The following is a 25,310-nucleotide window of genomic DNA, read 5'->3' on the forward strand; positions in this document are numbered from 1 at the left end:
CTAGGGGATTTTACCCCCTATCCACCTTAGGGCCTCCCTAAGCCCGCAGGCCTCCACCGGGGGAGCCACCCAGCGGGCCGCCTTCTGCACCGATAGGGGCGCGTTCCCCATGGCCACGCCCAGGCCCACGGCCCGGAGGAGCTCCAGGTCGTTCTCCCCGTCCCCCACCATGGCCGCCTCCTCCAGGGAAACCCCGTAGGCCTGGGCCACCCGCTCCGCCGCGGTGCGCTTGCTCACCCCCCGCTTGGTGAGGGAGAGGAAGCGCACCCCGGGCATCTTGGGGCTTTCCGCCAGGTGGGGGGCGAGCTCTTCCGGGAGGGCTTCCAGGAAATCCTCCAGGGGGTCTTCAGGCCTCAGGAGGACCTGGAGCCGGACCAGGCCGGTGAGGGAGAGGAGGTCTTCCTCTTCCGCCTTCAGGTCCAGAAGGGCTTGGTGGGCATCGAGGATGGGGTCTTCCCCCTCCACGTAGAACCCCCCGTCCGCGGTGTAGGCCTCGAGGAGAAGCCCAAGCCTCCGCCCAAGCCGCACCGCCTCCTTCGCCGCCCCTTCCGGCAGGGCCTCCACGTGGAAGGGGAGGGCCGGGGGGGTATGGAGGTCTTGGCCCAGGGCCAGGACCACCGCCCCGGACTCGAAGATGTGGAGGCCCGTGGGGTCCAGCCTCCGGGCGTAGCGGAGGGCCGCCCCCCGCCCGGGCCGCCCCGTGACCAGGCTGAAGCGAACCCCCTCGGCCTTGGCCTCCTCTATGGCCTCCCAGGCGCACGCCGGCACCCCCCTGGGCCCCACCAGGGTGCCGTCCACGTCCAGGAAGACGAGCCTCAAAGCTCCCCCACCTCCACGAGGGCGGCCTCCCCCCCGATCTCCACCCCGTAGGGCTCCCCCGAGGGGCTGTAGGCCACCCGCACCTCCACCGTGCCCGGGTTCCCCAGCCGGTGCCCCTGGTAGAAGGTGAGGCGGACCTCCCCCTCGCGCCTCGGCACCACCCCCGCCCGGGCCAAAAGGGCCCCTAGGGCGGCGTTGGCCGAGCCCGTCACCGGGTCCTCGGGGATCCCGAGGAGCGGGGCGAAGCTCCGGGCGTAGAAGCTCCGCGGGCCCATGGGGGCGTAGGCGTGCACCGTGCCCAGGCCAAGCTTTTGGGAAACCCTCCTGAGGGCGGCCATCTCCGGCTCCAGGGCGTCCACCACCCCGGGGGCCACCAGGGGGACGAAGAGGCTCCAGATGCCGGTGTAGGCGATGCCGTAGGGAAGCCCCCGGTGGAGGTAGCGCTCGTCCGTGCCCAGGGCCTCCAGGACCTCCTTTAGGGTCTGGTAGGGGGGGAGGTCGCGGAAGCGGGGCCTGGGCCCCCGCACCCAGGCCTTCTGGGGCGTGCCCGCCTCGTAGGCGATCTCCACGGGGAGGGTTTCCCCCGGGGTTTCCAGGTAGATCCGCTCCACCCCTTCCGGGGCCAGGCCCAGCCGCACCAGGGTGAGGCCCAGGGCGATGGCCGCGTGGCCGGAGAACTCCACCTCCCCCTCGGGGGTGAAGAAGCGCACCCCGTACACCACCCCTTCCCGTTCCAGGACGAAGGCCGTCTCCGGGGTGCCCGTCCTTTGGGCAAGGGCCCGGAGGGCCTCCGCGTCCAGGCCCCGGGCGTCCAGCACCAGGGCCACCCGGTTCCCCGCCCCCGGGGTGGGGGTGAAGGCGTCCACCAAGGCGTAGGGAATCCTAGCCATGCCGGATCACCATCAGGCCAAGCTCCCGGAGCTGCTCCTCCGAGACGGGGCTCGGGGCCCCCGTGAGGGGGTCCTTGCCCTCCTTGTTCTTGGGGAAGGCGATGACCTCGCGGATGGAGGGGCTTCCCGTCATGAGGGCGAGGAGGCGGTCCAGGCCCCAGGCGATGCCCCCGTGGGGCGGGGCCCCGTAGGTGAGGGCCTCGAGGAAGAAGCCGAACTTCTCCTTTTGCTCCTCCTCCCCGATGCCGAGGAGGCGGAACATCCGGGCCTGGAGCTCGGGGTCGTGGATGCGGATGGACCCCCCGCCCACCTCCACCCCGTTCAGCACCAGGTCGTAGGCCAGGGCCCGCACCCGCCCCGGGTCCTCCTCCAGAAGGGGCAGGTCCTCGGGGTGGGGGCTGGTGAAGGGGTGGTGCATGTAGGTCCAGCCTCCCCGCGCTTCGTCCCACTCCAGGAGGGGGAAGTCCACCACCCAGAGGAAGGCGAAGCCCTCCCGCTTAAGGCCGAGGAGGTCGGCTAGCTGGAGGCGCACCGCCCCCATGGCCTCCTGCGCCCTTCTCAGGCCCCCCGCGGCGAAGAGGAGGGTGTCCCCCACCCCTGCCCCCGTGGCCTCCAAGAGGGCCTCCCTTTGGGCTTCCAGGTGCTTGGCCACCCCTCCGGAAAGGCCCCCTTCCTCCACCCGGGCCCAGGCCAGGCCCCCGGCCCCGTGGCGCTTGGCCACCTCCTCAAGCTCCGCGATCTCCTTGCGGGAGAGGGCCTTGGGGACGGCCAGGGCCTTCACGCTCTCCGCCTCGCGGAAGAGGGCGAAGGGGCTTTCCCGGAAGAGCCCCCCCACCTCCTGGAGCTCGAGGCCGAAGCGGGTGTCGGGCTTGTCCGAGCCGAAACGCTCCATGGCCTCCCGGTAGGGGAGGCGGGGAAAGGGGAGGGAAAGCTCCACCCCCAGGGCCTCGCGGAAGACGTGGGCCATGAGGCGCTCGTTCAGGGAGAGGATGTCCTCCACCTCCACGAAGCTCATCTCCAGGTCCAGCTGGGTGAAGTCGGGCTGGCGGTCGGCCCTTAGGTCCTCGTCCCGGAAGCAGCGGGCGATCTGGAAGTAGCGGTCCAGCCCCGCCACCATGAGCATCTGCTTGAAGAGCTGGGGGGACTGGGGGAGGGCGTAGAAGAGGCCGGGCTCATGCCGGTAGGGCACCAGGAAGTCCCGCGCCCCTTCCGGGGTGCTCTTGGTGAGGAAGGGGGTTTCCACCTGGACGAAGCCCTCCCGGTCCAGAAAGTCCCAGATGGCCTTGATGACCCGGTGGCGGAGGCGGAGGTTTTCCTGCATGCGCTTCCGCCTGAGGTCCAAATAGCGGTACTTCAGGCGGAGCTCCTCCGAGGCCTCCTTCTCCTCCTCCCCCCGCCAGCCGGCGTCCACGGGGAAGGGGGGGGTCTTGGCCTGGGCCAGGACGGTGAGCTCGGAAAGCTCCACCTCCAGGCTTCCCGTGGGGAGCTTGGGGTTGGGCTCCGGGCGGCGGCGCACCACCCCCTTGGCCCGCACCACCCACTCCCCCCGGACCTTTTCCGCCTCCCGGTAGGCCGGGCTTTCGGGGTGGGCCACCAGCTGTACCAGCCCTTCCCGGTCCCGGAGGTCCAGGAAGATGAGCCCCCCCAGGTCCCGGCGGCGGTTCACCCAGCCCTCCAGGACCACCTCCTTTCCGATATCCTCTTCCCTTAAAAGCCCGGCGTAGTGGGTACGGCGCATAATCTTCCCAAGATTACCCCAAAGCCCTAAGGAGATGCCCCAGGACCTCCTCTTCCCTCAGGCGCACCTGCTCCCCGGTGGCCAGGTGCTTGAGGGTGACCTCCTTAAGCCGTAGCTCCTCCTCCCCCAAAAACCCCACGAAGGCCGCCCTTCGCTTCAGGGCCTCCTCCAGCCCCTTGGCGGGCTTCTTGGGGCTTAGGCTGAACTCCACCCGCACCCGGGGCCTTAGGCGCTGGGCCAGGTGGAAGGCCGCCTCCACCCCTTCTTCCACCAGGGGGATGAGGTAGAGGTCGGGGCCCCGCTCCGGGGGGAGGGCCACCCCCTCCGCCTGCAGGGCCAGGGCCACCCGCTCCACCCCGAAGGCGAAGCCCACCCCCGGCACCCTGGGCCCCCCCAGGAGCTCGGAAAGCCCGTCGTACCGCCCCCCACCCCCTAAGGCGGACTGGGCCCCGATCTCCTGGTGGTGGACCTCAAAGGCGGTGCGCACGTAGTAGTCCAGGCCCCGTACCAAGGCCGGGTCCAGCTCGTAGGGGATGCCGAGCTTTTCCAAGTGCCTTTCCACCGCCAAAAGGTGCGCCCGGGCCTCCTCCCCAAGGAAGTCCAGCATGGGCTTCACCCCAAGCTCCCTTAGGAGGGCCTGGTCCTTTTCGCTCTTGGAGTCCAGGATGCGCATGGGGTTGAGGAGAAGCCTTTCCTTGGAGTCCTCGGAGAGCTCTTCCCGGTAGGGGCCTAAGACCTCCCTTAGGTAGGCGTTGTAGCGGGCCCGGTCCTCGGGGTCGCCCACGGAGGAGAGCTTCACCAAAAGGCCCTTAAGCCCGAGCTCCCTCAGGACCATCCAAAGGAGGGCGATGGCCTCCGCGTCCACCAAAGGGTCCTCCGAGCCCAGGGCCTCGTAGTCCACCTGGTGGAACTGGCGGTAGCGCCCCTTTTGCGGCCGTTCTGCCCGGAACATGGGCCCCGCCATCCAGAGCCTCACGGGCTTTGGCCAGACCTTCATCCCGTGCTCCAGGTAGGCCCGCACCATGGCCGCCGTGCCCTCGGGGCGGAGGGTGAGGGAGCGTCCCCCCCGGTCCTGGAAGGTGAACATCTCCTTGCGCACGATGTCCGTGGAGGCCCCCACGCCCTTTTCAAAGACGTGGGTCTCCTCAAAGATGGGGGTGATGAGCTCTAGGGCCCCCGCCGATTCCAGCACGGCCCGGGCCTGGGCCACGATGCGCTGGTGAAGCCTGAGCTCCTCCCCGAAGAGGTCCTTGGCGCCCTTAACCGCCATACCCTTCCACTTTACTAGGGGCCTCCCGTATCCTGAAGGCATGCCCTTCTGGGGTAGAGCGCGGGGCCTCCTCCTGGGGCTTTACCTCTTCCTCGCCCTCCTCGCCTCCACCGGGGTGGCCCTGCAGCTTTACCTCATGCAGGTGCAGAACCCCGCCCTGAGGGGGGATCTCTGCACCGCGGAAAGGCCGGTCCACCTCGAGCACAGCCCCCTCTGTGGCCTGCAGGTGGCGGAGGGCCTCCCCCCCGTGGAGCCCCCCCAGGCCCCGGCCCCCCTCTTCGTGGGCCTTGGGCGGGCCCAGGGCCTCCCGGGCTTTCCCGAGGCCTTCCCCGAGGCCACCCGCCCTCGAGGCCCCCCTTCCCTCTAAGCCCCTAACGGCGCCTTTGGGCTTTCGGGCTTTTAGGGAAGGAGGGAACGCCGTGGTGGCGGTGGTGTACACCGAGGATCTGGAGCTTTACGCGGAGCTTTACCGGGTTTTGCGGAACGCGGGCTGGAAGGTTTCTTGGAAAGAGGGTAAGGGGGTGGCCCTGGCGGACCTCGGCCACCTCCCCTGGGGCCAGGTCTGGGTCTGGCGCACCCCTTTCGGCCTAAGGGCCTACGAGCCCAAGGCCCTCCGCTTCCTCACCCGCCGGGACGACCCAAAGACCCTTCCCCAGGGCCTCCTGGGGCGGGGAGGGTTTTGCCTTTCCCCCGGGGAGGCGCGGGCCCTGGCCCACCTGGGGGGGGTGGAGGGGGCTCTGGAAGGGCTCAACAGGGACCAAAGGCGTTTTTTCCTCAAGCGAATCCGCCTCAAGTTCGGCCTCCCCGAGCCCCTCCTCCAGGCCCTAGCGCGGCATCAGGTGGAGGTAGCGGGGCTTCAGGACCACCTCCAGAGGCTGGCCCGGCTGGAGGCGGAGCCGTTCCTGCACGTGCCGGGGCAGGAGGATCTCCAAGGTCAGAGGCCCCTGGAAGCGGCCCCGGTGGCCTAGCCCCTCGGGGTAAAGGGTTTCCAGGGTGCCCTGGAGGGTGTTCTCCTGGGGCTTGGGCCGGTCGGGGCGGACCACCAGGACCTCCTCCGCCCGCACCGCCAAAAAGGCCCGCGCCCCGGGCCGGGCCCAGGCGGGGAGGGGGAGGCGGAGGAAGACCCCTCCGGCCCACACCCCCCCTTCCCCCACCTCCACGGGGAAGACGTTGGCGTAGCCCAAAAGCCGGGCCACCCGGCTCTCCGCGGGGCGGGCCAGGACCTCGGGGGTGGGGCCTTCCTGGACGATCCGGCCCTCCAGGAGCACCGCCAGCCGGTCGGCGAAGCCCACCAGGTCGGGGTCGTGGCTCACCGCCAGGGTGGGGAGGCCCTCCTTGCGGATGAGGTCCACCAGTTCCGCCAGCACCTGGGTGCGGGTGAGGGCGTCCAGGTTGGAGGTGGGCTCGTCCAGGAGGAGGAGCTCTGCCCCCCGGGCCAGGGCCCGGGCCAGGGCCACCCGCTGCCTTTGCCCCCCGGAAAGCTGGTGGGGCCGCTTCTCGGCGTGCTCCAAAAGCCCCACCCGCTCCAGGAGGAGGAGGGCCTTTCTTCGGGCCTCCCTGGGGGGGTCTTTGAGGGGGAAGGCCACGTTTTCCCAGGCCCTAAGGTGGGGGAAGAGGGCCAGGTCCTGGGGGAGGTAGCCCACGGGCCGCCGCTCTGGGGGGAGGCCGGAAAACGGCGTCCCCTCCGCGGGTAGGAGGCCCGCAAGGGCCTTTAAGAGCGTGCTCTTCCCCGCCCCGCTTTCCCCGAGGAGGACGGTGAAGCCCTCCACGGTGAGGTGGGCCTCGAGGCGGATGGGCCTCCTTATCTGGTAGCGGATCTCCACCGGCGCCCCCTTTCCTCCAGGCTCCGGCCCAGGTAAAGGAAGAGGAAGCTCAGGAGGAAGAGCACCCCCGAGGCCCAGGCGGCCTCCCGGAACCTAAGGGCCTGCACCAGGTCGTAGATGTAGATGCTCACCATCTGGGTCTTGCCGGGGATGGCCCCCCCCACCATGAGGACCACCCCAAACTCCCCCAGGGTGTGGGCGAAGGCCAGGAGGCTCCCCGAGAGGAGGCCGGGCCAGGTGAGGGGGAGGATGAGCCTCCCCCAGAGCTTGAAAGGTCCCGCCCCCAGGGTGCGGGCGGTGTCCAGGAGGCTTCGGTCCAGGGCTAAGAAGGCCTCCCGGTAGGCGGTGAGGGCGAAGGGGAGGCTGAAGAGGACGCTGGACACCACCAGGCCCTCAAAGCGAAAGGCCCAGCTCAGCCCCAAAAGGCGGTGGAGGGGCCCCTCGGGCCCCAGGAGGAGGAGGAGGTAGAACCCCAGGACCGTGGGGGGCAGGACCAGGGGGAGGAGGAAGGGGAGGAGGAAGAGGGTTTCCAGGACCCGCTTTCCCGGAAAGGCCTTGAAGGCCAGGAGCCAGGCCAAGGGTACCCCGAGGAGGAGGAGGAGGAGGGTGGAGGCCAGGGCCACCCAAAAGGTGAGGTTCAGGGTTTGGAGGAAGGCGGGATCCGGCACCGCTTACCCCTCCCCGGGCAGGAGGAAGCCGTAGCGGCGGAGGATGCTCCGCCCCTCCGGGCTTCCCACAAAGCGGTAAAAGGCCACCACCTCGGGCCTGTTCATGCCCTTGAGGATCACATAGGCCTGCTCCAGGCTAAGGTGCCGGTCCAGGGGGGTCACCCAGTAGCGCCCCTTTTCCTCCAGGGCCGGGCTCTTGGCCACGGAGAGGGCCAGGAGGCCCACCCCCGTGCCGGTCAGGGCCAGCTGGGCGGCGTGGCTGATGTTCTCCCCGTAGACGAAGCTGAAGTTCCCCTTCCCCTGCCTTAAGGGGCTCACGTCAAAGTAGGCCTCGAGGCCCCGGTTCATCTCCTCCCAGGGGAGCTCTTTCCAGGAAAGCGCCCTAAATGGGCGCGGCAGGGCCAGAGGGGGGTTGGGGAGCCGGCGCAGGAGGCCGTAGCTCTCCAGGAGCGTGACCGCGGCCCGGCCGTAGGGGGCGTGGACGGGGTTGGCGAGGGCGATGCGGGTCACCTTGGGGTCCTTGAGGATCTCCGGCCCCCGGGAGGGGTCCAGCCCCAGGTCCTTCCGCACCCAAAGGACCATCCGCCCCACGGCGTAAAGGGCCCGGGTGCCGGGTTCCGCAAGCCCCTTTTCCTCCAGGAGCTTGGGGTAGACCTCCTCCGCGGAGAAGTAGAGGTCCGCGGGGAGGCCCTGGAGGAGCTGGGTGTAGAACTTGCCGGAGGAGCCGAAGCTGAGGGTCACCTTGACCTGGGGGTTGGCCCTTTGGAAGGCCTGGCGCATCTCCTCCAGGGCGTACTGCAGGTCCGAGGCCGCCACCACCCGCACCTCCTGGGCCAGGATCGGGCTTGGGAAGAGGAGGAGCCAAAGCAGGATGAGGGGGGTTCTCACGTCCACCTCCTTTGCGTCCGCGGCAGGCGGTGGGGTTGCCCCCACCACCCCGGAGCCTGAAGGGCTCGGCCCAGAAGGCCCTGGGGGTCTTCCGGGCTCGGAGGCGGGTTCATTTTACGGCCCCCGGGGTGGGGCCCTAGAAGAGGGGTTCCTGGCTCACCGCCCGGATCTGGCGCCGGGGCTTGGGGGGGAGGGCCTCCAGGGCCTTCTTGACCTCCTGGATGTCCAGCCAGGTGAGGTGCTTGGGGCTCCCCTGGGCCCGGCTAGGGTTCCTTAGGAGGTAGGCGGGGTGGAACATGGGGAAGACCCGGATCCCGTGCCAGGTGAACCACTGCCCCCGCACCTTGGTGATGGAGACCTTGTCCCCCAGGAAGAACTCCGCCGCCACCGCCCCTAGGGGGACGATGATCTGGGGGGCCACCAGCTCGATCTGCTTGAGGAGCCACTTGTCCGTGCAGATCTTGGCCTCGTCGGGCAGGGGGGCGCGGTTCCCCGGGGGGCGGCACTTGACGATGTTGGTGATGTAGACCTCCTCCCGGGGAATCCCTGCGGCCTCGAGGATGCGGTTCAGGAGCTGCCCCGCCTTGCCCACGAAGGGCCGGCCCGTCTTGTCCTCCTCCTCCCCCGGGCCCTCCCCCACGATCATCAGGTTGGCGTCGGGGTTGCCCTCGCCGAAGACCACCTGGGTGCGGCCCTCGGCCAGGCGGCAGGCGGTGCAGGCCTTGGCCTGGGCTTCCAGGACGTCCAGGTTCATTCTAGGGATTTCCGGGCCTTGCGGGCCTCGCGGCGGGTCTTGGGGTCCAGGCCGATCATGAGGAAGAAGTTCTCCAGGGCGTTTTCCTGGCCCTTGATCTCGGGGTACTGGTCCTCCGGGGTGCCGCTCACGAAGGGCAGGGACTTGTAGAGTTCTAAAGCGTACTGGACCACGGCCTCCGGCCCCTCCCGTTCGGCCACCTCCGCCAGCTTGGCGTACACCTCCCGCCGGGCCTCCGCGTGGCGGCGGAAGACCTCGGGGTTGGGCGTCTCCGGTGCCCGGAGGACATCCTGCTTGGCGATGCGCCGGTAATGCTTGAGCCCCCTGACGATTTCCTCCGTGGTCAGCGTGATCTTGAACTCCATCCCCGCTCCTTTCCGGCCGATGGGCCCTTCCTTTGGCAGATTATACGCCGCCCTCATGGGTCGTGCGTATACTTGGGGGGATGGAGGTCTTGGGAACGCATTGGCTTCGCCGTATTATCGCCCGTATTCCCCCCCTTACCGTGTACGAGGGCCAGGATACCCGCACCGGAACCCCGGTGATGGTCCTAAAGGGGGCGGAGGGGAGGCCCCTGGAAGGCCCCGCCCTGCTTCCCTTCCTGGAAGCCCTCGAGGACGCCTGGGTGCTGGAGTGGCCCCTGGGGGCGGTGCCCCTTTCCCACTACCTGGGGGTGGCGGACCTCGAGCGGCTTGCCGTCTGGGTCCGGGCCATGGCCCAGGCCCTCAAGGACCTGGAGGCCCAAGGGGTGGCCTACGCCCCCCGGGCCGAGCTCTGCTTGGTGAAGGGCCGGCGGGTGTGGCTGGCGGGGGCGGGGCTTAAGGCGTTGGAGGGGGACGGGCGGCAGGCCCTTCTGGAGCTGGCCAAGGCCCTGGCGGGGGGGCGCTTTGAGGAGTTTCCCCTAAGGGAGGCCCTGGAGCGGGGGGACCTGGAGGCCCTCCTTGCGCCACAGGAGGCGGCTTCGGAGGCCCTTCCCCAGGAGCCCCCGCCGGAGGAGCCCAAAAAGCGCCCCCTGCCCGTGGAGGAGGAGGCCCCGCCCGAACCCCCCAAGGCCCTTCCCGAGGAGCCCCCGCCCCCCTCCCCAAGCCGTCCCAAGGTCATCCGCATAGAGGAGAAGGACGAGCCCCCCTTCCCCGTGGTGGAGCCCAAGAACCCCGGCAGGAGGCGGATCCTTTGGCTTCTGCCCCTCCTCCTGGTCCTTTTGGGGCTTTTCCTCTTCAGGCCCAGACCCCAGGGGCAGGGGCCCTACGCCGTGGAGTTCCGCACCGAGCCCCCCTCGGAGAAGGCCGAGGTCTACCTCCTGGAGGCCCCTCCGGGTTCCAGGCTCCAGCCCGGCACCCTTCTCCTCACCGCCCCCGGGCGGGCGGAGGTGGACGCCCCCGGGGTGTACCGGCTCCGCATCCGGGTGCCCGGCCGCGACCCCGTGGACTACCTCCTGGAGGTCCCGGGCCCTCCCCTCACCATCCGGGTACGCTAGACCCATGCGCGCGCGCAAGGCCGTACACCTTTACCGCTTCTTCCACGCGGGGGAGCCCGCGGGGGAAGGGCGGTTGGAGGTCCTCCCCGGCAGGGAAGGGGTGAAGGCCACCTTTCAGGCCGAGCTCCTCCTGCCCCTGCCCCGCACCAAGGTCCGCCTCAGCACGGAGACCGACCTCGAGGGGTTTTCCCGCTACTTTTCGGAAAGGGTGGAGGGCCGGGAGGCCCGGGTCTTCACCGTGGAACGGCTGGAGGGGGAGGGGCTGGTGATGGTGAGCCAGGGCAAGGAGAGCCTGGCCTACCCCTACCTCGCGCCCTACCACGACGCCCTTTCCCTCCTCCTCGCCTTGCCCCACCTGGACCTCCTTCCCGGGGAGGTGGCCCGCTTTGCCCTCCCCGGGGGGCGGGCCTACGTGGAGCGCCTGCCGGACCTCGAGGCCGAGGGCCGGCCCCTCCGCCAGTACCGCCTCCGCCCGGGGCTCACCCTGGTCCAGGTGGAGGGGGACCGGGTGGTGCGGGTGGCCCAGCAGGTGGGCGACCACGTGTTTGAGGCCCTGTGGGAAGGGGAGGAGGAGCCCAGGCGGAGGCGGCGTTGGGTATAGTGGGGGCATGATCTACCGCGCGGAGGAGGTGCGGGAGCGGTTTGCCCGCCGCGGCCTCGCCTTTGACCCCAAGGTGGAGGGCATCGTCCGGGGGATCCTGGAGGCGGTGCGCACCCAGGGGGACGAGGCCCTGGACCGCCTGAGCCGGGACCTGGACGGCCACCCCGTGGAGGAGATCCCCAAGAAGGCCTGGCGGGAGGCCTACGAGGACCTGGACGAGGAGCTAAGGGACGCCCTGGAGACCGCCCGGGAGCGCATCGAGGCCTTTTACCGGGAGGAGGCCCGGGGGGGCTTCCTAAAGGCCGACGAGAGCGGGGTCCTGGGCCAGCTGGTCCGGCCCTTGGACCGGGTGGGGGTCTACGTGCCGGGGGGAAGTGCCCCCCTCCTTTCCAGCCTCCTCATGACCGTGGTGCCCGCCAAGGTGGCGGGGGTGGGGGAGGTCATCGTGGCCAGCCCCCCCCGGGTCCACCCCGGGGTCCTGGCCGCGGCTTGGGTGGCGGGGGCGGACCGGCTTTTTGCCATGGGGGGGGCCCAGGCGGTGGCCGCCCTGGCCTACGGCACGAAAAGGGTCCCCCGGGTGGACAAGATCGTGGGGCCGGGGAACGCCTACGTGGTGGAGGCCAAGCGCCAGGTCTACGGGGCGGTGGGGATTGACGGCCTGGCGGGCCCCACGGAGACCCTCATCGTGGCGGACGGCTCCGCCTCCCCTAAGCTCCTCGCCGCGGACCTTTTGGCCCAGGCGGAGCACGGCCCCGACTCTGAGCCCTGGCTCCTTTCCCCCGACCGGGCCCTTTTGGAAAAGGTGGAGGCGGAGCTTGTCCTTAGGCTTCAGGACCTCCCCCGGGCGGAGATCGCCAAAAAGGCCCTGGAAAAGGGGGGGCTGGTGCTCACGGAAAGCCTCGAGGAGGCCTTTGAGCTCGCCAACCTCTACGCCCCCGAGCACCTCTGCCTGGCCCTTTCCGATCCCTTGCCCTGGCTTGGGCGGGTGCGGAACGCCGGGGGGGTCTTCCTGGGGGAGGGGACCCCGGAGGCCCTAGGGGACTACATCGCCGGGCCCAGCCACGTGATGCCCACCTCCGGCACCGCCCGCTTCCAGGGGGGGCTTGCGGTGCGGGACTTCCTCAAGGTCATCCCCGTGCTGGGCCTGGCGGAAGGGGCGGTGCGGCGGCTTGCCCCCAAGGGGGCCCTCCTCGCGCGGGCGGAGGGCTTGGAGGGCCACGCCCGCGCCCTGGACCTGCGGAAATGAGGGTTTTCCACGAGATCCTGGGGCCTTTGGACCTCCCCGATCGCTTTGAGCGCATCGTAAGCCTCGCCCCTAACGTCACGGATGCCCTCTTCGCCCTGGGGGTGGGGGAGAGGGTGGTGGGCCGGAGCGCCTTCTGCCACCGCCCCGCGGAGGTCCTTTCCCTCCCCGTCCTCGCCTCCTACACCAAGATCCGCACGGAGCTCCTAAGGAGCCTAAGGCCCGACCTGGTCCTCCTCTCCACGGGGGTGCAGCGGGAGCAGGCCCTGAGGCTCAAGGAGGAGGGCTTTCCCGTCTACGCCCTGCCCCTCCCCACCAGCCCCTACGGCATCCTGGAAAACCTCTCCACTTTAGGCCACCTCCTGGACCTGGAGGAGCGGGCCACAGAGCTCGCCCACACCCTCGCCCAGCGCTACGCCCGCTTAAGGGGCCGCTTCCAGGCCACGGTCTACTTTGAGATGGACCTGGGGGGGCCCATCACCGTGGGCCGGGGGAGCTACATCGCCCAGGCCCTCCTCCACCTGGGCCTGAGGCCCCTCTTCCTGGACGTGCCCCAGGCCTACTTCACCCCGGACCTGGAGGAGGTGCGAAGGCGAAGGCCCGACCTCTTCCTCTACGAGCCCAAGCCCTGGGGGAAAAACCCCTGGGAACGGGCAAGGGCCCTGGCCCAGGAGAGGGGTTGGGACTTTCCCGTGGCCGCCACCGACGGGGACGAACTCGCCCACTACGGCCCCCTGTTCTTCGCCTTCTTGGAGAAGGTGGCGGAGCGGGTGGCGGAAACCTTAGGGCAAGCTTAAGAAGGGCCTTTCCCAGGTGGGTATAGTGGGGGCATGAAGCGCCTTGCCTTCGCCGGCCTTTTCCTGGGGACGGCCCTTCTCCTCACCGCCTGCCCCAATGAGTCTCCTCCGCCGCCCCCTCCCTCCACCAGCTGTACCCCCACCCCTACGGGGCTTTCCGTCCAAAGCCTGGGCTCCCAGCAGCAGACCCCCCAGGGCCTTGGGGACTTCTCGGCCCCCCATGTTCCGGGGGAGCTTTTGGTCCTTCCCGGGGGCCTCACCCCGCAGGGCCTGGCCGCCCGAGTGGAGGGGGTGCGGCCCCTTTCCGCCTTGGAAGGGGGGTTCCTGCGGGTGGGGGTGCCCAAGGGCCAGGAGCGGGCCAAGGCCGAGGCCCTCCTCCGGGCGGGGGCGCGGTTCGTGCAGCCCAACTACCTGTACTTCCCCCTTTACGTTCCGAACGATCCCCTATACCCTGCATCCCCGGCTGATCCTGCCCGCTTGCAGCCTTACCTCGTCCTCATCCACATGCAAGCAGCTTGGGACCTCGTGCGGGTGGCCTCCTACGGTTGCACCCCCATCGTGGCCGTCTTGGATACCGCCTTTAACCCCGCCCACGAGGACGCGGGACTCTTCCTTTCGGGCTACAACGCCACAGATGATGGCCTAGGTGCCAGCAACCTGGACCCATCTCCACCTCCGCCCAACAGCGCGTATGCGAACAGCGACCCCGACCACGGCCAAGGGGTGGCGGGCCTGGTGGCCGCGGCGGCGGACAACGGCAAGGGGGTGCCGGGCTTGGGCCTGGGCCGGGTGGCGGTCCTGCCGGTAAAGGTCTTCTACTGGGTGAACGGGGGTTACACCACCACTAGCACCACTCTCGCCAAGGCCATCCGTTACGCCGCCGACCGTGGGGCGGCCCTCATCAACCTGAGCCTGGGAAGCGCCACGCCCCTGGACGGCGTGGTCCAGGACGCTCTGAACTACGCCCTCTCCAAGGGAAGCCTCCCCGTGGCCGCCGCAGGCAACAACGGCACGGACGGCCTCATGTACCCCGCTGCCTATCCCGGGGTTTTGGCCGTGGGTTCGGCCCGTCTGGACGGGGCTCGCTCCGATTTCTCCAACTACTCCTCCACCCCTAAGGACCTGGTTCTAGCCCCTGGGGGGAACCGCACCCCAGCGCAGGCGTTTTACGTTCTTGCCCTTGGCCAGGACTACTCTTACTACGAGAGCTCGAGGCCCTACACGACAGGGGCCGGTACCTCCTTCGCCGCCCCCATGGTGAGCACGGTGGCCGCCCTTTATGTGGCCCACTACCACGCGGTCTACGGCCGGACCCCCACGGTGGGCCAGGTGAAGCAGTGCCTAATCCAGACGGCGAGCAACGGGGGTAGCTACAACGCCCAAACCGGGTATGGCCTCCTCCGCGCCGACCGGGTCCTTTCTGACCGCACCTACTGCTTCCCCTAAAGCCTCCCCCTTTCTTCCCCCGCCCTAGAGGGCGGGGGGTTTTCATCTCCCTAAGGGGGGAAGGGCTAGAATGGCTTTCTGTGCGCCGCCTTTTCCGTATGGCCTTTCTTCTCCTCCTTCTGGCCCTCCTCTACTGGGCCTTCCCCCTTTTAGGCCCCCTCCTCCGGTATGGCCTCCCCGACCCCCGGGGCCTGGACCGGCCCCTGACCCTCCTCGTCTACGGGGTTTCCCCGGAGTACTCGGGCTATCACCAAAGGGCCCCCGAGCGCTTTAGGGGCCTGGCGGACACCGTCCTCCTGGTGCGGCTGGACCCCGGGGCGAACCGGGCGGTGGTCCTCTCCATTCCCCGGGACGTGTGGGTGGACCTTCCGGGGTACGGATGGCACAAGATCAACGCCGCCAACCCCCTGGGGGGCCCCAAGCTCCTGAAGGCGGCCGTGGCCCAGGCCGTGGGGGTGGAGGCGGAGCGCTTTGTGGCGGTGAGCCTAAACGCCCTTTACGCCTTCGTGGACGCCCTGGGGGGGGTGAGGGTGTGCGTGGAGAAGCCCCTCCGGTATGAGGACAAGGCGGCGGGGCTTTCCATAGACCTGAAGCCCGGCTGCCAGGTGCTGGACGGCAAAGGGGCGGAGGGCTTCCTCCGCTTCCGGCACGACGCCCTGGGGGATATCGGGCGCATCCAGCGCCAGCAGGCCTTCTTCCAGGCCCTAAAGGAGAAGGTCCTAAGCCCCGCTGGCCTCCTCCGCCTACCCCGGGCGGTGGCCCAGGCGGAGGCCCATGTGCGCACGGACCTTTCCCGAGAGGAGGTGGGGCGGATCCTGGGCTTTGCCCTAAGGCGCCCCGAGCTCGTAAGCCTCCTCCTTCCGGGCCACTTCGGGGGGGGGTGGCAGGTGGACCGGGAAGCCCTTTTGGAGCTCCGCGCCCTCTACTTTGAGGGGCGGGCTTGGTCCGAGGAGGCCTCCCTAAGGGGGCGCACCGTGGCCCTGGTCTACGGCCCTTCCGCGGAAGGAAAGGCGGAGGAGGTGGCGGAACGGCTTAGGGCCCTGGGCCTGAAGGTTTGGAAGCGCCCCCTCGAGGCCGACCCCCCCCGCACGGAGGTCCTGGAAAACGGCCCTGGCCTTTTGGCCCGCGCCCTAGGGGAGGCCCTTGGGGTGCCCCACCGGGTGAGCGGAGAGGCCCTTTTGGGGGCCGACCTCACCCTCCGCCTCGGGCCATAATGGGGGCATGCCGGCGATCAAGGACCTGCGCCTTATCCCGTTTTCCATCCCCCTAAGGGCCCCTTTGCGCTGGGGCAAGGCCTCGGAGATGGCGGCCCTGGAGCACGCCCTCTTGGAGGTGGAGCTATCGGATGGGAGCCTCGGCCGGGCGGAGGTGGCCATCCGCCCCACCATCTACGGGGAGACCCTGGGGAGCGTGCGCTCCGGGCTGGAGTACCTGAGGCCCAAGCTCCTTGGCCTCGAGGCCGAGGACCAGGATGCCATCCGGGCGGTCTTGGAGGCCTTCCCCTTCAACTACGGCCTAAAGGGGGCCCTGGACACCGCCCTTTGGGAGGCCTGGGCCAGGAGCGAGGGGGAGGAGCTCCACCAGGTCCTGAAGCCCGCCAAGCACCGGGTGCGGGTGGCCTACATCCTGGGCATGGCCTCGGAGGAGGAGATGCTGGCAGACGCCCAAATGGCCCACGGGGCGGGGGTCCGGGTCTTCAAGGTGAAGGTGGGCCGGGACCTGGAGGAGGACCGTAAGAAACTCCTCCGCCTAAGGGAGGCGTTCCCCGACGTGGAGCTTTACGCGGACGCCAACGAGACCCTAAGCCCCAAGGAGGCCGAGGCCTACCTGAAGGCCTGGCGGGAGATGGGCCTTCTCTACGTGGAAGAGCCCCTCCCCGTTGAGGAGGTCCTGGCCCGCAAGGCCCTCAAGTCCAAGGGCCTCCTACCCCTCATCGCCGACGACTCCGCCATGACCCCGAGGGACCTCAGGCGGGAGCTTGCGCTGGACACCTTTGACATCCTGAACCTCAAGCCCGCCCGCACAGGGATAACCTGGACCCTGGAGATGCTGGCCTTAGCCCGGGAAAAGGGCAAGCGGGCCATGGTGGGCAGCCAAGCCCAAAGCAGCTTCGGGGCCTACCAGTCGGCCCTCCTCGCCTTCCAGCAGGGGGTGACGGAGCCTTCCGAGCTCGCCTTCCACCTCAAGGCGGAAGGGGGCTTTCTGGACTTCCCCGCCTTCCGGGAGGGCTGGCTTTACTGGGAGGACCTGGTGGAGGCCCGCTTCCAGGAGGAGGCCTTCCTCCGCTACGCCCGCTAAGCCTTGCCCGTTCCCGGCCCCTTGCCGTAGGATGAGGCCGGTTTCGCCGGGGTGGCGGAACGGTAGACGCTGCGGACTTAAAATCCGCTGGGGGAAAATCCCCCGTACGGGTTCGAGTCCCGTCCCCGGCACCAAAAGGCCCCCGCCGGGATGCCCGGCGGGGGCTTTTTAGGTACCCCGCCGAAGCGAAAGCCTCGGCGGGGGCCCCAGGGGGGCCTACCTGGCCTTCTCCTCCTTGAGGATGTTCAGGAGCACGGTCTGGAGGATGCCCCCGTTCTTGTAGTAGTCCACCTCCACCGGGGTGTCCAGGCGGGCGATGGCCTGGAAGCGGACCTCGGTGCCGTCTTCCCGCCTCGCCACCACCTCCACCACCTTCCTGGGCTTTAGGTCGGAAAGGCCCAGGATGTCGTAGGTCTCGTAGCCCGTGAGGCCCAGGGTTTCCCGGTTCTGCCCCGGCAGGAACTCCAGGGGCAGGACCCCCATCCCCACCAGGTTGGAGCGGTGGATGCGCTCAAAGCTTTCCGCCAGCACCGCCTTCACCCCCAGGAGGTAGGTGCCCTTGGCCGCCCAGTCGCGGCTACTTCCGGTGCCGTACTCCTTCCCGGCGATGACGAGGAGGGGCGTCCCCTCGGCCTTGTAGCGCATGGCCACGTTGTAGACGAAGTCCACTTCTCCTTCGGGGAGCTTCTTGGCGTAGCCCCCCTCAATCCCGTCCAGCATGAGGTTCTTGATGCGGATGTTGGCGAAGGTGCCCCGCATCATCACCTCGTGGTTGCCCCGCCGGGCGCCGTAGGAGTTGAAGTCCTCGGGCTTCACCCCTTTGCTCAGGAGGTACTGGCCTGCGGGGCTCTTCACGGGGATGGCCCCCGCGGGGGAGATGTGGTCCGTGGTCACGGAGTCCCCCAGGACCAAGAGGACCCTGGCCCCCCGGATGTCCCCCACCTGGTTCTGGCCCAGCTCCTCAAAGAAGGGGGGGTTCTGGATGTAGGTGCTCTCGGGGTCCCAGGCGTAGAGCTCCCCGGTGGGGGCGGGCAGGGCCTGCCAGCGCTCGTCCCCCTGGAAGACGGTGCTGTACTCCTTCTTGAAGAGCTCGGGGTCCAGGGTCTTGCGGATGGCCTCCTGGATCTCCTCCATGGAGGGCCAGATGTCCTTGAGGTAGACGGGCTTGCCGTTGGGGTCAAAGCCCAGGGGTTCCGTGGCCAGGTCAATGTCCATGCGCCCGGCCAGGGCGTAGGCCACCACCAGCATGGGGCTCGCCAGGTAGTTGGCCTTCACGTGGGGGTTGATGCGCCCCTCAAAGTTGCGGTTGCCGGAGAGCACCGCGGCCACCACCAGGTCCCCTTCCTCCACCGCCTTGGCGATGTCCTCGGGGAGGGGGCCGGAGTTGCCGATGCAGGTGGTGCACCCGTAGCCCACCACGTGGAAGCGGAGGGCCTCCAGGAAGGGGAGGAGGCCGCTTGCTTCCAGGTAGTCCGTCACCACCTTGGAGCCGGGGGCCAGGGAGGTCTTCACCCAGGGCTTGGTGTCCAGGCCCGCCTCCACCGCCTTCTTGGCCAGAAGCCCCGCCCCCAGCATCACCGAGGGGTTGGAGGTGTTGGTGCAGCTGGTGATGGCGGCGATGACCACGGAGCCGTGGGTGAGCTCAAACTCCTCGTCCTGGCGCTTTACCAGGACCTTCTTGCCGAGCTGGTCCTCGGAGAGGCCAAAGCCCCGCTCCTTCACCGGCTTGGTGAGGTGGAGGAGGAAGCTCCTCTTGGCCTCCTTGAGGGGCACCCGGTCCTGGGGCCGCTTGGGGCCGGCCAGGGAGGGCTCCACCGTGGAGAGGTCCAGCTCCAGGTGCTCGGAGTACACCACCTTCCCCTCCGCCTCGGGGGTGCGGAAGAGGCCCACGGCCTTGGTGTAGGCCTCCACGAGCTCAATAAGCTCCTCCGGGCGGCCGGTGAGCCTCAGGTAGTTCAGGGTTTCCTCGTCCACGGGGAAGAAGCCCATGGTGGCCCCGTACTCGGGGGCCATGTTGGCGATGGTGGCCCGGTCGGCCAGGGGGAGCTTGGAGACGCCGGGGCCGTAGAACTCCACGAACTTGCCCACCACCCCGTGCTTGCGGAGCATCTCCGTGACGGTGAGGACCAGGTCGGTGGCCGTGGCCCCCTCGGGGAGCTCCCCGTAGAGCTTGAAGCCCACCACCTTGGGGGCCAGCATGTAGTAGGGCTGGCCCAGCATCACCGCCTCGGCCTCGATGCCCCCCACGCCCCAGCCCAGGACCCCCAGGCCGTTCACCATGGTGGTGTGGCTGTCCGTGCCCACCAGGCTGTCGGGGAAGGCCAGGGTGAGGCCGTCCCGCTTTTCCGTCATCACCACCTTGGCCAGGTACTCCAGGTTTACCTGATGGACGATCCCCGTGCCCGGGGGCACCACCCGGAAGTTCTCCAGGGCCTGTTGCCCCCACTTGAGGAGGAGGTAGCGCTCCCGGTTCCTTTCGTACTCCTTCTCCACGTTGTAGAAGAAGGCGTAGGCGGTGCCGAAGGCGTCCACCTGCACGGAGTGGTCAATGACCAGGTCCGCGGGGACGATGGGGTTGATGCGCTTAGGGTCCCCGCCCCGCTTCTTCACCGCGTCCCGCATGGCCGCCAGGTCCACCACCGCGGGCACGCCGGTGAAGTCCTGCAGGATGACCCGGGCCAGCTTCAGGGGCACGTTGACCTCCCCCGGCTCGGGCTGCCAGCGGGCCAGGGCCAGGATGTCCTCCCGGGTCACCTGGTAGCCGTCCTCGTTTCTGAGAAGGCTTTCCAGCATGACCCGGATGGAGAAGGGCAGGCGGCTCACCTCCGCCAGGCCCTGCCGCTCCAGCTCCAGGAGGTCGTGGTAGCCGTAGGTGCCGCCTTTGGTGCTCAGGGTCTTGAGGGTTTGGAAGCTGTCCTTCATGGCGCTCCTTTCCCTTCCCCCAAAAAGGGAACGGGGAGGTGGGGTGGATTGTGGGGGAAGTTTGGGCTCCGAGGGGGGGCGCCCGCCCCGGCTTCCCCCACTATAGCACTTCCAGAAGAGAGGTGGCGTGGCCTAGGACGGCGTTGGCCTGGGCCAGGCGGGCGATCTTCAGGGTTTCCAGGAGGGCCTCCTTGGGGATGCCGAGCCCCTTGGCCCGGTGGGCCATGGCCCGCACGCAGGGCTCGGAGCCCGTGGCCAGGGCGATGCCCAGGAGGATAAGGGTCCGGGTCTTCTCGTCCAGGGCCCCCTCTTCGGGCATGGCGAAGCTCCAGCTCCGCCCGTGCTCCAGCAGGAGGCTCGGGGCCTTTTCCAGAAGGAGGGGGATGGCCTCGGGGAGGCCCTCCCCCAGGTTGGCCTGCATGGCCTGGAAGATGCGTTCCTGGGTGGTCATGCCCTTAGCGTACCGCCTGGGGCGGGGGCGGGGTGGAGAGGCCGAGGCTTTCCAGGAAGAGGAGGACCTCCTCCCCGATCTCCCGCCAGAGGGCCTCCCGGGGCCTCTTGGGGGGCCTATCCCCCCGCTGGGGGCCGTAGGCCCCGAAGCCCGCGTGGTTGAGCCCGGGGAGGAAGACCACCCGGGCCCCTTTGGGGAGCCTCTTGGCCTTTTCCCGGGCCTCGGCAGGGGGCAGGAGGCCGTCCTCCTCCCCGTAGAGGGCCAGGGTGGGGAGGTTTTGGGCGGAGAGGTCCCCCTCCGGGTAGGCGGCGAAGAGGAGGAGGGGGAGCCCTTCCCGGGCGGCGAGCTCCGCCGCGGCCACCCCCCCTAGGCTGTGCCCCCCCACGATGAGGGGGAGGCCCGGGAAGTCCCGGGCGGCCTCGAGGGCCCGCTCCTTCCCCAAAAGGGCGATCCCCGAGGGCACCTTGAGGAGGGCCACCGCGTAGCCCTGCGCCTTCAGGGGGGCGAGGACGGGGGCGTAGGCCAGGGGGTCCACCCGCCCCCCGGGGTAGAAGGCCAGGAGGGCCTTGGGGGCTTTGGGGGCCAGGAGGAAGCCGTAGGGCCTTTCCTCCCCCCCCGCCTTTTGGAAGGCCTCCCGGGCTAGTGCTTCCGCGGGGTAGGGGCGGAGGAAGTAAAGGCTTAAGGCCACCACCAGCCCCGCCAGGAGGAAGGCCGCGGGGATGAAGTAGAGGAGAAGCCGCTTGGCGCTCACGTGAGCACCTCCGCCTTTTCCCGCGCCCTTCCCTCAAAGGCGAAGAAGGCCGCGGGCACCACGAAGAGGGTGAGGAGGGTGGAGGAGAGGAGCCCCCCCAGGATGATGACCCCTAAAGGCCTCCGGTACTCCGCCCCCTCCCCCGTGCCCAGGAGGAGGGGCAGGCTGATGATGAGCACCGTGAGGGTGGTCATGAGGATGGGCCTGAGCCGAAGCCTCGCCGCCTCCACCAGGGCCTCTTTGAGGGGCCTTTCCTCCATGCGGCGCACGGCGAAGTCCAGGAGGAGGATGGCGTTTTTGGTCACCAGGCCGATGAGCATCACCACCCCCAGGACGCTGATCACGTCCAGGCCCGTGCCCAGGAGGTAGGTGAGCCAGAAGGCCCCCACCAGGGCTAGGGGCACGGGGAGGAGGAGGTAAAGGGGGTAGCGCCAGGCGTTGAACTGGCTGGCGATGACCAGGTAGTTCAGCACCAGGGCCAACAGGAAGGCCAGGGGGGCCAGGCGGGCGAGCTCCCCGGTGAAGCTCCCAAGCCCCGCGCTCACCAGGCCGACCCCGTCCCCCAGGAGGCCCTTCGCCTCAAACTCCGCCTCCAGCTCCCGCTGGATCTGGAAGGTGCCCGGGGCGCCTGGGCGCAGGTTGATGTTGACCCCTGCGGCGTAGGCCTGGTTGCGGCGGGAGATGAGGGTGGGGCCGGGGCGCTCCTCAAACCGCCCCAGGCTCCCCAAGGGCAGGAAGGCCTGGAGGGCGGGGGCGTAGACGGGAAGGCTTAGGAGGTCGGTCTCCCCGGAAAGGCGAAGGGGGTCTGCCTGGACGCGCACGGGGAACTCCTCCCCGCCCCGGCGGGCGGTGGCCGCCTGGACCCCTGAGAGGTAGAGCCTCAAGGTCTGGGCCAGGTCGCTTGGGGTGAGGCCGGTGCCCGCAAGCTTAGAGGGGTCGGGGACGAAGACCCGCTCCCGTTGGGTGGCCTCGAGGGTGCTCTTGACGTTCAGCACGTAGGGCTTGGAGCGGATGAGCTCCACCATGGCCGCCACCCGCTCCTCCAGGAGGGCCCGGTCGGGGCTCGTCACGAAGAACTGTAGGTCCGCGTCCCCCGCCTCGGGGCCCGTCTGGGCCAAAACGCGGAGGTCGGCCCCGGGGAAGCCCTTTAAGACCTCCTTCCCCTCCCGGTTAAAGGCCTCGGTGAGGGTGAAGATGTCGGGCCGCTCCCCCTTGGGCTTGAGGACCACCTGGAGCTGGATGCGGCTCGGGTCCCCCACCTGGGCCCCGCCGGTGGCGCTGGCCCCCACGGTGGTCACCACCCGTTCCACCGCGGGGTGGGCCAGGAAGTAGCCCTCCAGCGCCCGGGCCGCCCGGTCGGAAAGGGGCAGGGGGGTGTCCTTGGGGAGGAGGAGGGTGGCGGTGAGGACCCCGGTGTCGGACTGGGGGGTGAAGTTGAAGGGGATCCGGGGCAGGATGGGGAAGATGGAGAGGAAGGCCCCTCCCGCCAGGAGGAGGACCAGCCAGGGCCGCCTTAAGGCCCCTTCCAGGCTCCGGGCGTAGCCCTCGGTGAGGCGCCTAAGCCCCCCTTCCACCCCCTCGTGCAGGAGGCGGGCGAGGGCCCCGGCCAGGTCAAGGAGGAAGCGGGCGAGGTAGCGGAGAAGCCCGAGGAGGGCGGGGTAGAGGGGCAGGAGGAGGAGGTAGAGGGGGCCTTCCCGAAGGAGGAGGAAGAAGCTCCCCGCGCCCACAAGAAGCCCCAGGGGCCGGTAGAACCCCTGCCGGTAGGCCCAGAGGAGGTCTTTGGGGAGAAGGCGAAGGGCGCGGAGGGCCTCCCGGAAGGCGGGGGGCTCGGGGTCGGGGAAGTAGGCCAGGCGCACGGTGAGGAAGAGGAGGGCTTCCAGCCAGCTCACCGCGATGGCCGCGGCCATGCCCAGGCCGAACTGCTGGAAGATCTGCCCGATGAGCCCGGGGAGGAAGCTGATGGGCAGGAAGACGGCGAGGAGGCTTAGGGTGGCCGCGGCCACGGCCACGCTCACCTCGCTCGCCCCCTTTAGCACCGCCTCCTTCAGGCCGTAGCCCATCTTCCGGTAGCGGTCTATGTTCTCCGCCACCACGATGGAGTCGTCCACCACGATGCCCACCGCCACCGTGAGGGCCAGGAGGCTGATGAGGTTGTAGGTGAAGCCCAGAAGCCCGAAGAGGAGGATGGCCCCCGAAAGGGTGATGGGGATGGCCAGGATCACGGAGAAGACGGAGTTGAGCTTGCCCAGGAAGAGGAGGACCACCAAGGAGACGGCGAAGGCCGCCAAGAAGGCCTCCCGCACGGTGTCCTCCACCGCGGCCCGGATGAAGCGGGTGGTGTCCAGGGCCACCTCCGCCTGGAAGCCCCTGGGAAGCCGGATCTCCTTCAGGGCCTCCTTCACCCCGTCGGCCACGGCCACGGCGTTGGCGTCCGGGGTCTTCACCACCGCCAGGAGGACCGCGGGCCGGCCGTTTAAGCGGTTTAAGGTGGTGGGCTCCTCCGTGGCCTCCACCACCCGGGCCACGTCCCGCACCTTGAGGCCCCGGCTTGGGTCCACCAGGACCTCGGCCACCTCCTTGGCGGTGGCGGGGGTGTTCCTGAGGGTGTAGACCAGGCGCTTTTCCCCCTCCTCCAGGCTCCCCAAGGGGAGGTTGAGGGCGGAGGCGGAAAGGGCCTGGACCACCTGCCCCGGGGCCACCCCCAGGGCCTGGAGGCGGTCCGGGTCCAGGTAGACCTGGATGGCGGTCTTGGGGGCCCCGGTGAGGCGGATGTCCGCCACCCCGGGGACCAGCTGGAGCTTGGGTTTGAGCTCCCGTTCGGCGTAGCGCAGGACCCGGGCCAGGCTCTCCCCGGGGGCCTCGAGGGCCACGTAGAGGATGGGGCTGGCGGAGGGGTCAAACTTCTGCACCACGGGGGCCGAGGCGTCCCTGGGAAGGGCGCTTCGCACCGCGGCCACCTTCTGGCTCACCTCCACCGCCGCCTGGTCCACGTTCACCCCTTGCTTGAGCTGCACGAAGACCAGGCTGAACCCCTCGGTGGAGGAGCTCCCGATGGTGTCCACCCCGCTTAGGGTGGAGAGGGCGTCCTCCAGGGGCTTGGAAATCTGCTCCGCCACCTCCTCGGGCCCCGCCCCCGGGTAGGCGGTGGAGACCGCCACCACCGGCACCTGGAAGCGGGGCAGGAGCTCCACCCCAAGCCCCAGGCCCAAAAGAAGCCCCACCAGGACGAGCCCCACGAAGATGGCCGTGGCGAAGACGAAGCGCTCCACAAAGAAGGCCACCAGGGGGTTCGTCCTCACGGCACCACCTCCACCGGGTCCCCGTCCTTAAGCCCTTCGGGAACGGGGAAGATCACCCGCTCCTCCCCGCTTAGCCCCGCCACCGCCGCCCGGTCCCCTTCCTGGGCGAGAAGGCTCACCCTTTTCCTGCGGGCCTGGCCTCCCTCCACCGCGTAGACCACGGCTTCCCCGCCTTCCGCCCGCACCGCCCCCGCGGGCAGGAGGAGGCCCTCCGCCAGGACCTTCCGGTAAACCGCCTCCGCGGGGCCGGGGAGGAGGGCGCCTTCGGGCTTTAAGACCACCTCCACCAGGCGGTTCTGGCCGGGGAGGTCGGTCTTGCGCAGGAGGGTGGCCCCCGCGGTGCGGCCGTTTTGGCGCAGGGTGAAGGGGGTTTCGGGGCCTAGGCGGGCGGCTTCTTCCGGGGGGAGGTAAACCTTGGCCAGGAGGCGGTCGGTGGTGGCCAGGCGGAAGGCCCGGCTCCCCGCCCCCACGAACTCCCCTTCCCGCACGTAGACCTCCACCACCTCCCCCGCGAAGGGGGCGCGGATCACGGTTTCCCTTAGGTTCCGCTCGGCCTGCCGCACCTGGAGGCGGGCGGACTCCACCTGAAGCCGGAGAAGCTTCAGGTCCTCCCCCCGCTCCAGGCGGTCCAGGGCCTCCTTGGCGTTCTCGTAGGCGCTTTGGGCCTGGCGGTACTGGGCCTCCAAGGCCTTCAGGTCCAGGGGGGCCAGGGCCCCCGCCTGGAGGAGGGCCTGGCCCTCCTCAAAGCGGCGCCTGGCCGCTTCCAGCTGGGCCTTGGCCGCCTCCAGCTGGGCCAGAAGGGCGGCGCGGTTGGCCCTAAGCTGGTTCTCGGTTCGTTCCAGGTTGGCCTCCGCCTGGGCCAGGGCCAGCCGGGCGGCGGAGAGGGCCTCCTGGAAGGGGGCGGGGTCCAGGAAGACCACCCCCTGCCCCGCCTCCACCCGGCTTCCCGGGTTCAGGGTGCGCAGGACCCGGCCCGAGGCCCCCGCGGCCACAAAGCTTTCCTTCTCCGCCTGGACCGTGGCCGAGGCCCGCACCTCCGCCTCCAGGGCCCCCCGCGTGGGGGGGACGGTTTTCACCTGGAAGGCCAGGGGCTTGGGGGCCTCCTTAGGGGCCTCGGCCTTTTTGGGGGCGCAGGCGAAGAGGAGAAGGGGGAGGAGGAGAAGGGCGCGCCGCAT

The 25,310-nt window shown here is 69.5% G+C and carries 22 protein-coding genes, 1 tRNA gene and 1 riboswitch; of the genes, 9 read left to right on the forward strand and 14 right to left on the reverse strand.

Annotated elements, in window-relative coordinates; all coding sequences use genetic code 11:
• Genes B043_RS0110345 through hisS form a run of 4 tightly spaced genes read right to left on the reverse strand, consistent with a single transcriptional unit; the run spans position 1 to position 4,717 of the window.
• Positions 1–819 carry an HAD family hydrolase gene (locus B043_RS0110345; RefSeq protein ID WP_018461960.1) on the reverse strand — a complete coding sequence of 273 codons (819 nt, stop codon included), beginning with the start codon at positions 817–819 and terminating at the stop codon, positions 1–3.
• The gene (locus tag B043_RS0110350; RefSeq protein ID WP_018461961.1) at positions 816–1,709 is read right to left on the reverse strand and encodes a PhzF family phenazine biosynthesis protein; all 894 of its coding nucleotides are present in this window, start codon (positions 1,707–1,709) and stop codon (positions 816–818) included. The genes B043_RS0110345 and B043_RS0110350 overlap by 4 nt, the downstream gene beginning before the upstream one ends.
• A complete protein-coding gene (gene aspS / locus B043_RS0110355) occupies positions 1,702–3,447 on the reverse strand; it encodes an aspartate--tRNA ligase (protein ID WP_018461962.1) in 1,746 nt (581 codons plus the stop codon). Before aspS ends, B043_RS0110350 begins: the two co-directional genes overlap by 8 nt.
• Positions 3,448–3,460: 13 nt before the next feature.
• Positions 3,461–4,717 (reverse strand): histidine--tRNA ligase, encoded by a 1,257-nt coding sequence (gene hisS, locus B043_RS0110360; RefSeq protein ID WP_018461963.1) that lies wholly within the window; start codon positions 4,715–4,717, stop codon positions 3,461–3,463.
• 40 nt (positions 4,718–4,757) lie between these two features.
• On the opposite strand from hisS, the gene B043_RS0110365 reads away from it, so the two are divergent.
• On the forward strand, positions 4,758–5,084 hold the full coding sequence (locus B043_RS0110365) for a hypothetical protein (protein ID WP_018461964.1): 327 nt from the start codon (positions 4,758–4,760) through the stop codon (positions 5,082–5,084).
• Between the two features lie 457 nt (positions 5,085–5,541).
• Here the strand turns inward: B043_RS0110365 and B043_RS0110375 are convergent, their stop codons facing one another.
• The 5 genes from B043_RS0110375 to B043_RS0110395 all read right to left on the reverse strand — a co-directional run bounded on the left by B043_RS0110375 (position 5,542) and on the right by B043_RS0110395 (position 9,215).
• Positions 5,542–6,540 (reverse strand): ABC transporter ATP-binding protein, encoded by a 999-nt coding sequence (locus B043_RS0110375; RefSeq protein ID WP_018461966.1) that lies wholly within the window; start codon positions 6,538–6,540, stop codon positions 5,542–5,544.
• Positions 6,519–7,208: a molybdate ABC transporter permease subunit gene (gene modB / locus B043_RS0110380; RefSeq protein WP_018461967.1), complete on the reverse strand. Its 690-nt coding sequence runs from the start codon at positions 7,206–7,208 to the stop codon at positions 6,519–6,521. The genes B043_RS0110375 and modB overlap by 22 nt, the downstream gene beginning before the upstream one ends.
• A 3-nt stretch (positions 7,209–7,211) precedes the next feature.
• Complete coding sequence (gene modA / locus B043_RS0110385) at positions 7,212–8,096, reverse strand: molybdate ABC transporter substrate-binding protein (RefSeq protein WP_018461968.1); 885 nt, start codon at positions 8,094–8,096, stop codon at positions 7,212–7,214.
• Positions 8,087–8,211: riboswitch (molybdenum cofactor riboswitch) on the reverse strand. It overlaps the preceding gene by 10 nt.
• Positions 8,212–8,232: 21 nt before the next feature.
• The gene (locus tag B043_RS0110390; RefSeq protein WP_016329651.1) at positions 8,233–8,850 is read right to left on the reverse strand and encodes a uracil-DNA glycosylase; all 618 of its coding nucleotides are present in this window, start codon (positions 8,848–8,850) and stop codon (positions 8,233–8,235) included.
• Positions 8,847–9,215 carry a hypothetical protein gene (locus tag B043_RS0110395; protein WP_016329650.1) on the reverse strand — a complete coding sequence of 123 codons (369 nt, stop codon included), beginning with the start codon at positions 9,213–9,215 and terminating at the stop codon, positions 8,847–8,849. Before B043_RS0110395 ends, B043_RS0110390 begins: the two co-directional genes overlap by 4 nt.
• A gap of 80 nt (positions 9,216–9,295) precedes the next feature.
• Between B043_RS0110395 and B043_RS0110400 the strand changes: the two genes are divergently transcribed.
• From B043_RS0110400 to B043_RS0110435, 8 genes are all read left to right on the forward strand, one after another.
• The gene (locus B043_RS0110400) at positions 9,296–10,327 is read left to right on the forward strand and encodes a hypothetical protein (protein ID WP_026234238.1); all 1,032 of its coding nucleotides are present in this window, start codon (positions 9,296–9,298) and stop codon (positions 10,325–10,327) included.
• 4 nt (positions 10,328–10,331) lie between these two features.
• The gene (locus B043_RS0110405; RefSeq protein WP_018461969.1) at positions 10,332–10,928 is read left to right on the forward strand and encodes a hypothetical protein; all 597 of its coding nucleotides are present in this window, start codon (positions 10,332–10,334) and stop codon (positions 10,926–10,928) included.
• Between the two features lie 7 nt (positions 10,929–10,935).
• Complete coding sequence (hisD, locus tag B043_RS0110410) at positions 10,936–12,174, forward strand: histidinol dehydrogenase (protein ID WP_016329647.1); 1,239 nt, start codon at positions 10,936–10,938, stop codon at positions 12,172–12,174.
• Complete coding sequence (locus B043_RS0110415; RefSeq protein ID WP_018461970.1) at positions 12,171–12,968, forward strand: ABC transporter substrate-binding protein; 798 nt, start codon at positions 12,171–12,173, stop codon at positions 12,966–12,968. Before hisD ends, B043_RS0110415 begins: the two co-directional genes overlap by 4 nt.
• Positions 12,969–13,001: 33 nt before the next feature.
• Positions 13,002–14,414, forward strand: coding sequence for a S8 family serine peptidase (locus tag B043_RS0110420; RefSeq protein WP_018461971.1), 1,413 nt, complete (start codon positions 13,002–13,004; stop codon positions 14,412–14,414).
• Positions 14,415–14,494: 80 nt separating this feature from the next.
• Positions 14,495–15,628, forward strand: a complete 1,134-nt coding sequence (locus tag B043_RS0110425; protein ID WP_026234239.1) for an LCP family glycopolymer transferase — start codon at positions 14,495–14,497, stop codon at positions 15,626–15,628.
• A gap of 7 nt (positions 15,629–15,635) precedes the next feature.
• Entirely contained in the window at positions 15,636–16,712 is a 1,077-nt protein-coding gene (locus tag B043_RS0110430; RefSeq protein ID WP_018461973.1) for an enolase C-terminal domain-like protein, read from the forward strand.
• A 45-nt stretch (positions 16,713–16,757) separates the two neighbouring features.
• Positions 16,758–16,846 (forward strand) — tRNA-Leu (locus B043_RS0110435).
• An 82-nt stretch (positions 16,847–16,928) separates the two neighbouring features.
• On the opposite strand, the gene acnA is transcribed toward B043_RS0110435, so the two are convergent.
• From acnA to B043_RS0110460, 5 genes are all read right to left on the reverse strand, one after another.
• A complete protein-coding gene (gene acnA, locus B043_RS0110440) occupies positions 16,929–19,634 on the reverse strand; it encodes an aconitate hydratase AcnA (protein WP_018461974.1) in 2,706 nt (901 codons plus the stop codon).
• Between the two features lie 100 nt (positions 19,635–19,734).
• Positions 19,735–20,085, reverse strand: coding sequence for a carboxymuconolactone decarboxylase family protein (locus B043_RS0110445; RefSeq protein WP_018461975.1), 351 nt, complete (start codon positions 20,083–20,085; stop codon positions 19,735–19,737).
• Between the two features lie 4 nt (positions 20,086–20,089).
• Positions 20,090–20,836: an alpha/beta hydrolase gene (locus B043_RS0110450; RefSeq protein WP_018461976.1), complete on the reverse strand. Its 747-nt coding sequence runs from the start codon at positions 20,834–20,836 to the stop codon at positions 20,090–20,092.
• Entirely contained in the window at positions 20,833–24,135 is a 3,303-nt protein-coding gene (locus tag B043_RS0110455; protein WP_018461977.1) for an efflux RND transporter permease subunit, read from the reverse strand. The genes B043_RS0110450 and B043_RS0110455 overlap by 4 nt, the downstream gene beginning before the upstream one ends.
• On the reverse strand, positions 24,132–25,310 hold the full coding sequence (locus B043_RS0110460; RefSeq protein WP_026234240.1) for an efflux RND transporter periplasmic adaptor subunit: 1,179 nt from the start codon (positions 25,308–25,310) through the stop codon (positions 24,132–24,134). The genes B043_RS0110455 and B043_RS0110460 overlap by 4 nt, the downstream gene beginning before the upstream one ends.

The sequence above is a fragment of the Thermus oshimai DSM 12092 genome, from assembly GCF_000373145.1.
Taxonomy (GTDB): domain Bacteria; phylum Deinococcota; class Deinococci; order Deinococcales; family Thermaceae; genus Thermus; species Thermus oshimai.

Coding starts and splice junctions, on each gene's coding strand:
- B043_RS0110430 (WP_018461973.1), top strand. CDS start 15,636: ATGCCGGCGATCAAGGACCTGCGCCTTATCCCGTTTTCCATCCCCCTA.
- hisD (WP_016329647.1), top strand. CDS start 10,936: ATGATCTACCGCGCGGAGGAGGTGCGGGAGCGGTTTGCCCGCCGCGGC.
- hisS (WP_018461963.1), bottom strand. CDS start 4,717: ATGGCGGTTAAGGGCGCCAAGGACCTCTTCGGGGAGGAGCTCAGGCTT.
- B043_RS0110395 (WP_016329650.1), bottom strand. CDS start 9,215: ATGGAGTTCAAGATCACGCTGACCACGGAGGAAATCGTCAGGGGGCTC.
- B043_RS0110400 (WP_026234238.1), top strand. CDS start 9,296: ATGGAGGTCTTGGGAACGCATTGGCTTCGCCGTATTATCGCCCGTATT.
- B043_RS0110415 (WP_018461970.1), top strand. CDS start 12,171: ATGAGGGTTTTCCACGAGATCCTGGGGCCTTTGGACCTCCCCGATCGC.
- B043_RS0110350 (WP_018461961.1), bottom strand. CDS start 1,709: ATGGCTAGGATTCCCTACGCCTTGGTGGACGCCTTCACCCCCACCCCG.
- B043_RS0110405 (WP_018461969.1), top strand. CDS start 10,332: ATGCGCGCGCGCAAGGCCGTACACCTTTACCGCTTCTTCCACGCGGGG.
- B043_RS0110420 (WP_018461971.1), top strand. CDS start 13,002: ATGAAGCGCCTTGCCTTCGCCGGCCTTTTCCTGGGGACGGCCCTTCTC.
- B043_RS0110445 (WP_018461975.1), bottom strand. CDS start 20,085: ATGACCACCCAGGAACGCATCTTCCAGGCCATGCAGGCCAACCTGGGG.
- B043_RS0110390 (WP_016329651.1), bottom strand. CDS start 8,850: ATGAACCTGGACGTCCTGGAAGCCCAGGCCAAGGCCTGCACCGCCTGC.
- aspS (WP_018461962.1), bottom strand. CDS start 3,447: ATGCGCCGTACCCACTACGCCGGGCTTTTAAGGGAAGAGGATATCGGA.
- B043_RS0110460 (WP_026234240.1), bottom strand. CDS start 25,310: ATGCGGCGCGCCCTTCTCCTCCTCCCCCTTCTCCTCTTCGCCTGCGCC.
- acnA (WP_018461974.1), bottom strand. CDS start 19,634: ATGAAGGACAGCTTCCAAACCCTCAAGACCCTGAGCACCAAAGGCGGC.
- B043_RS0110365 (WP_018461964.1), top strand. CDS start 4,758: ATGCCCTTCTGGGGTAGAGCGCGGGGCCTCCTCCTGGGGCTTTACCTC.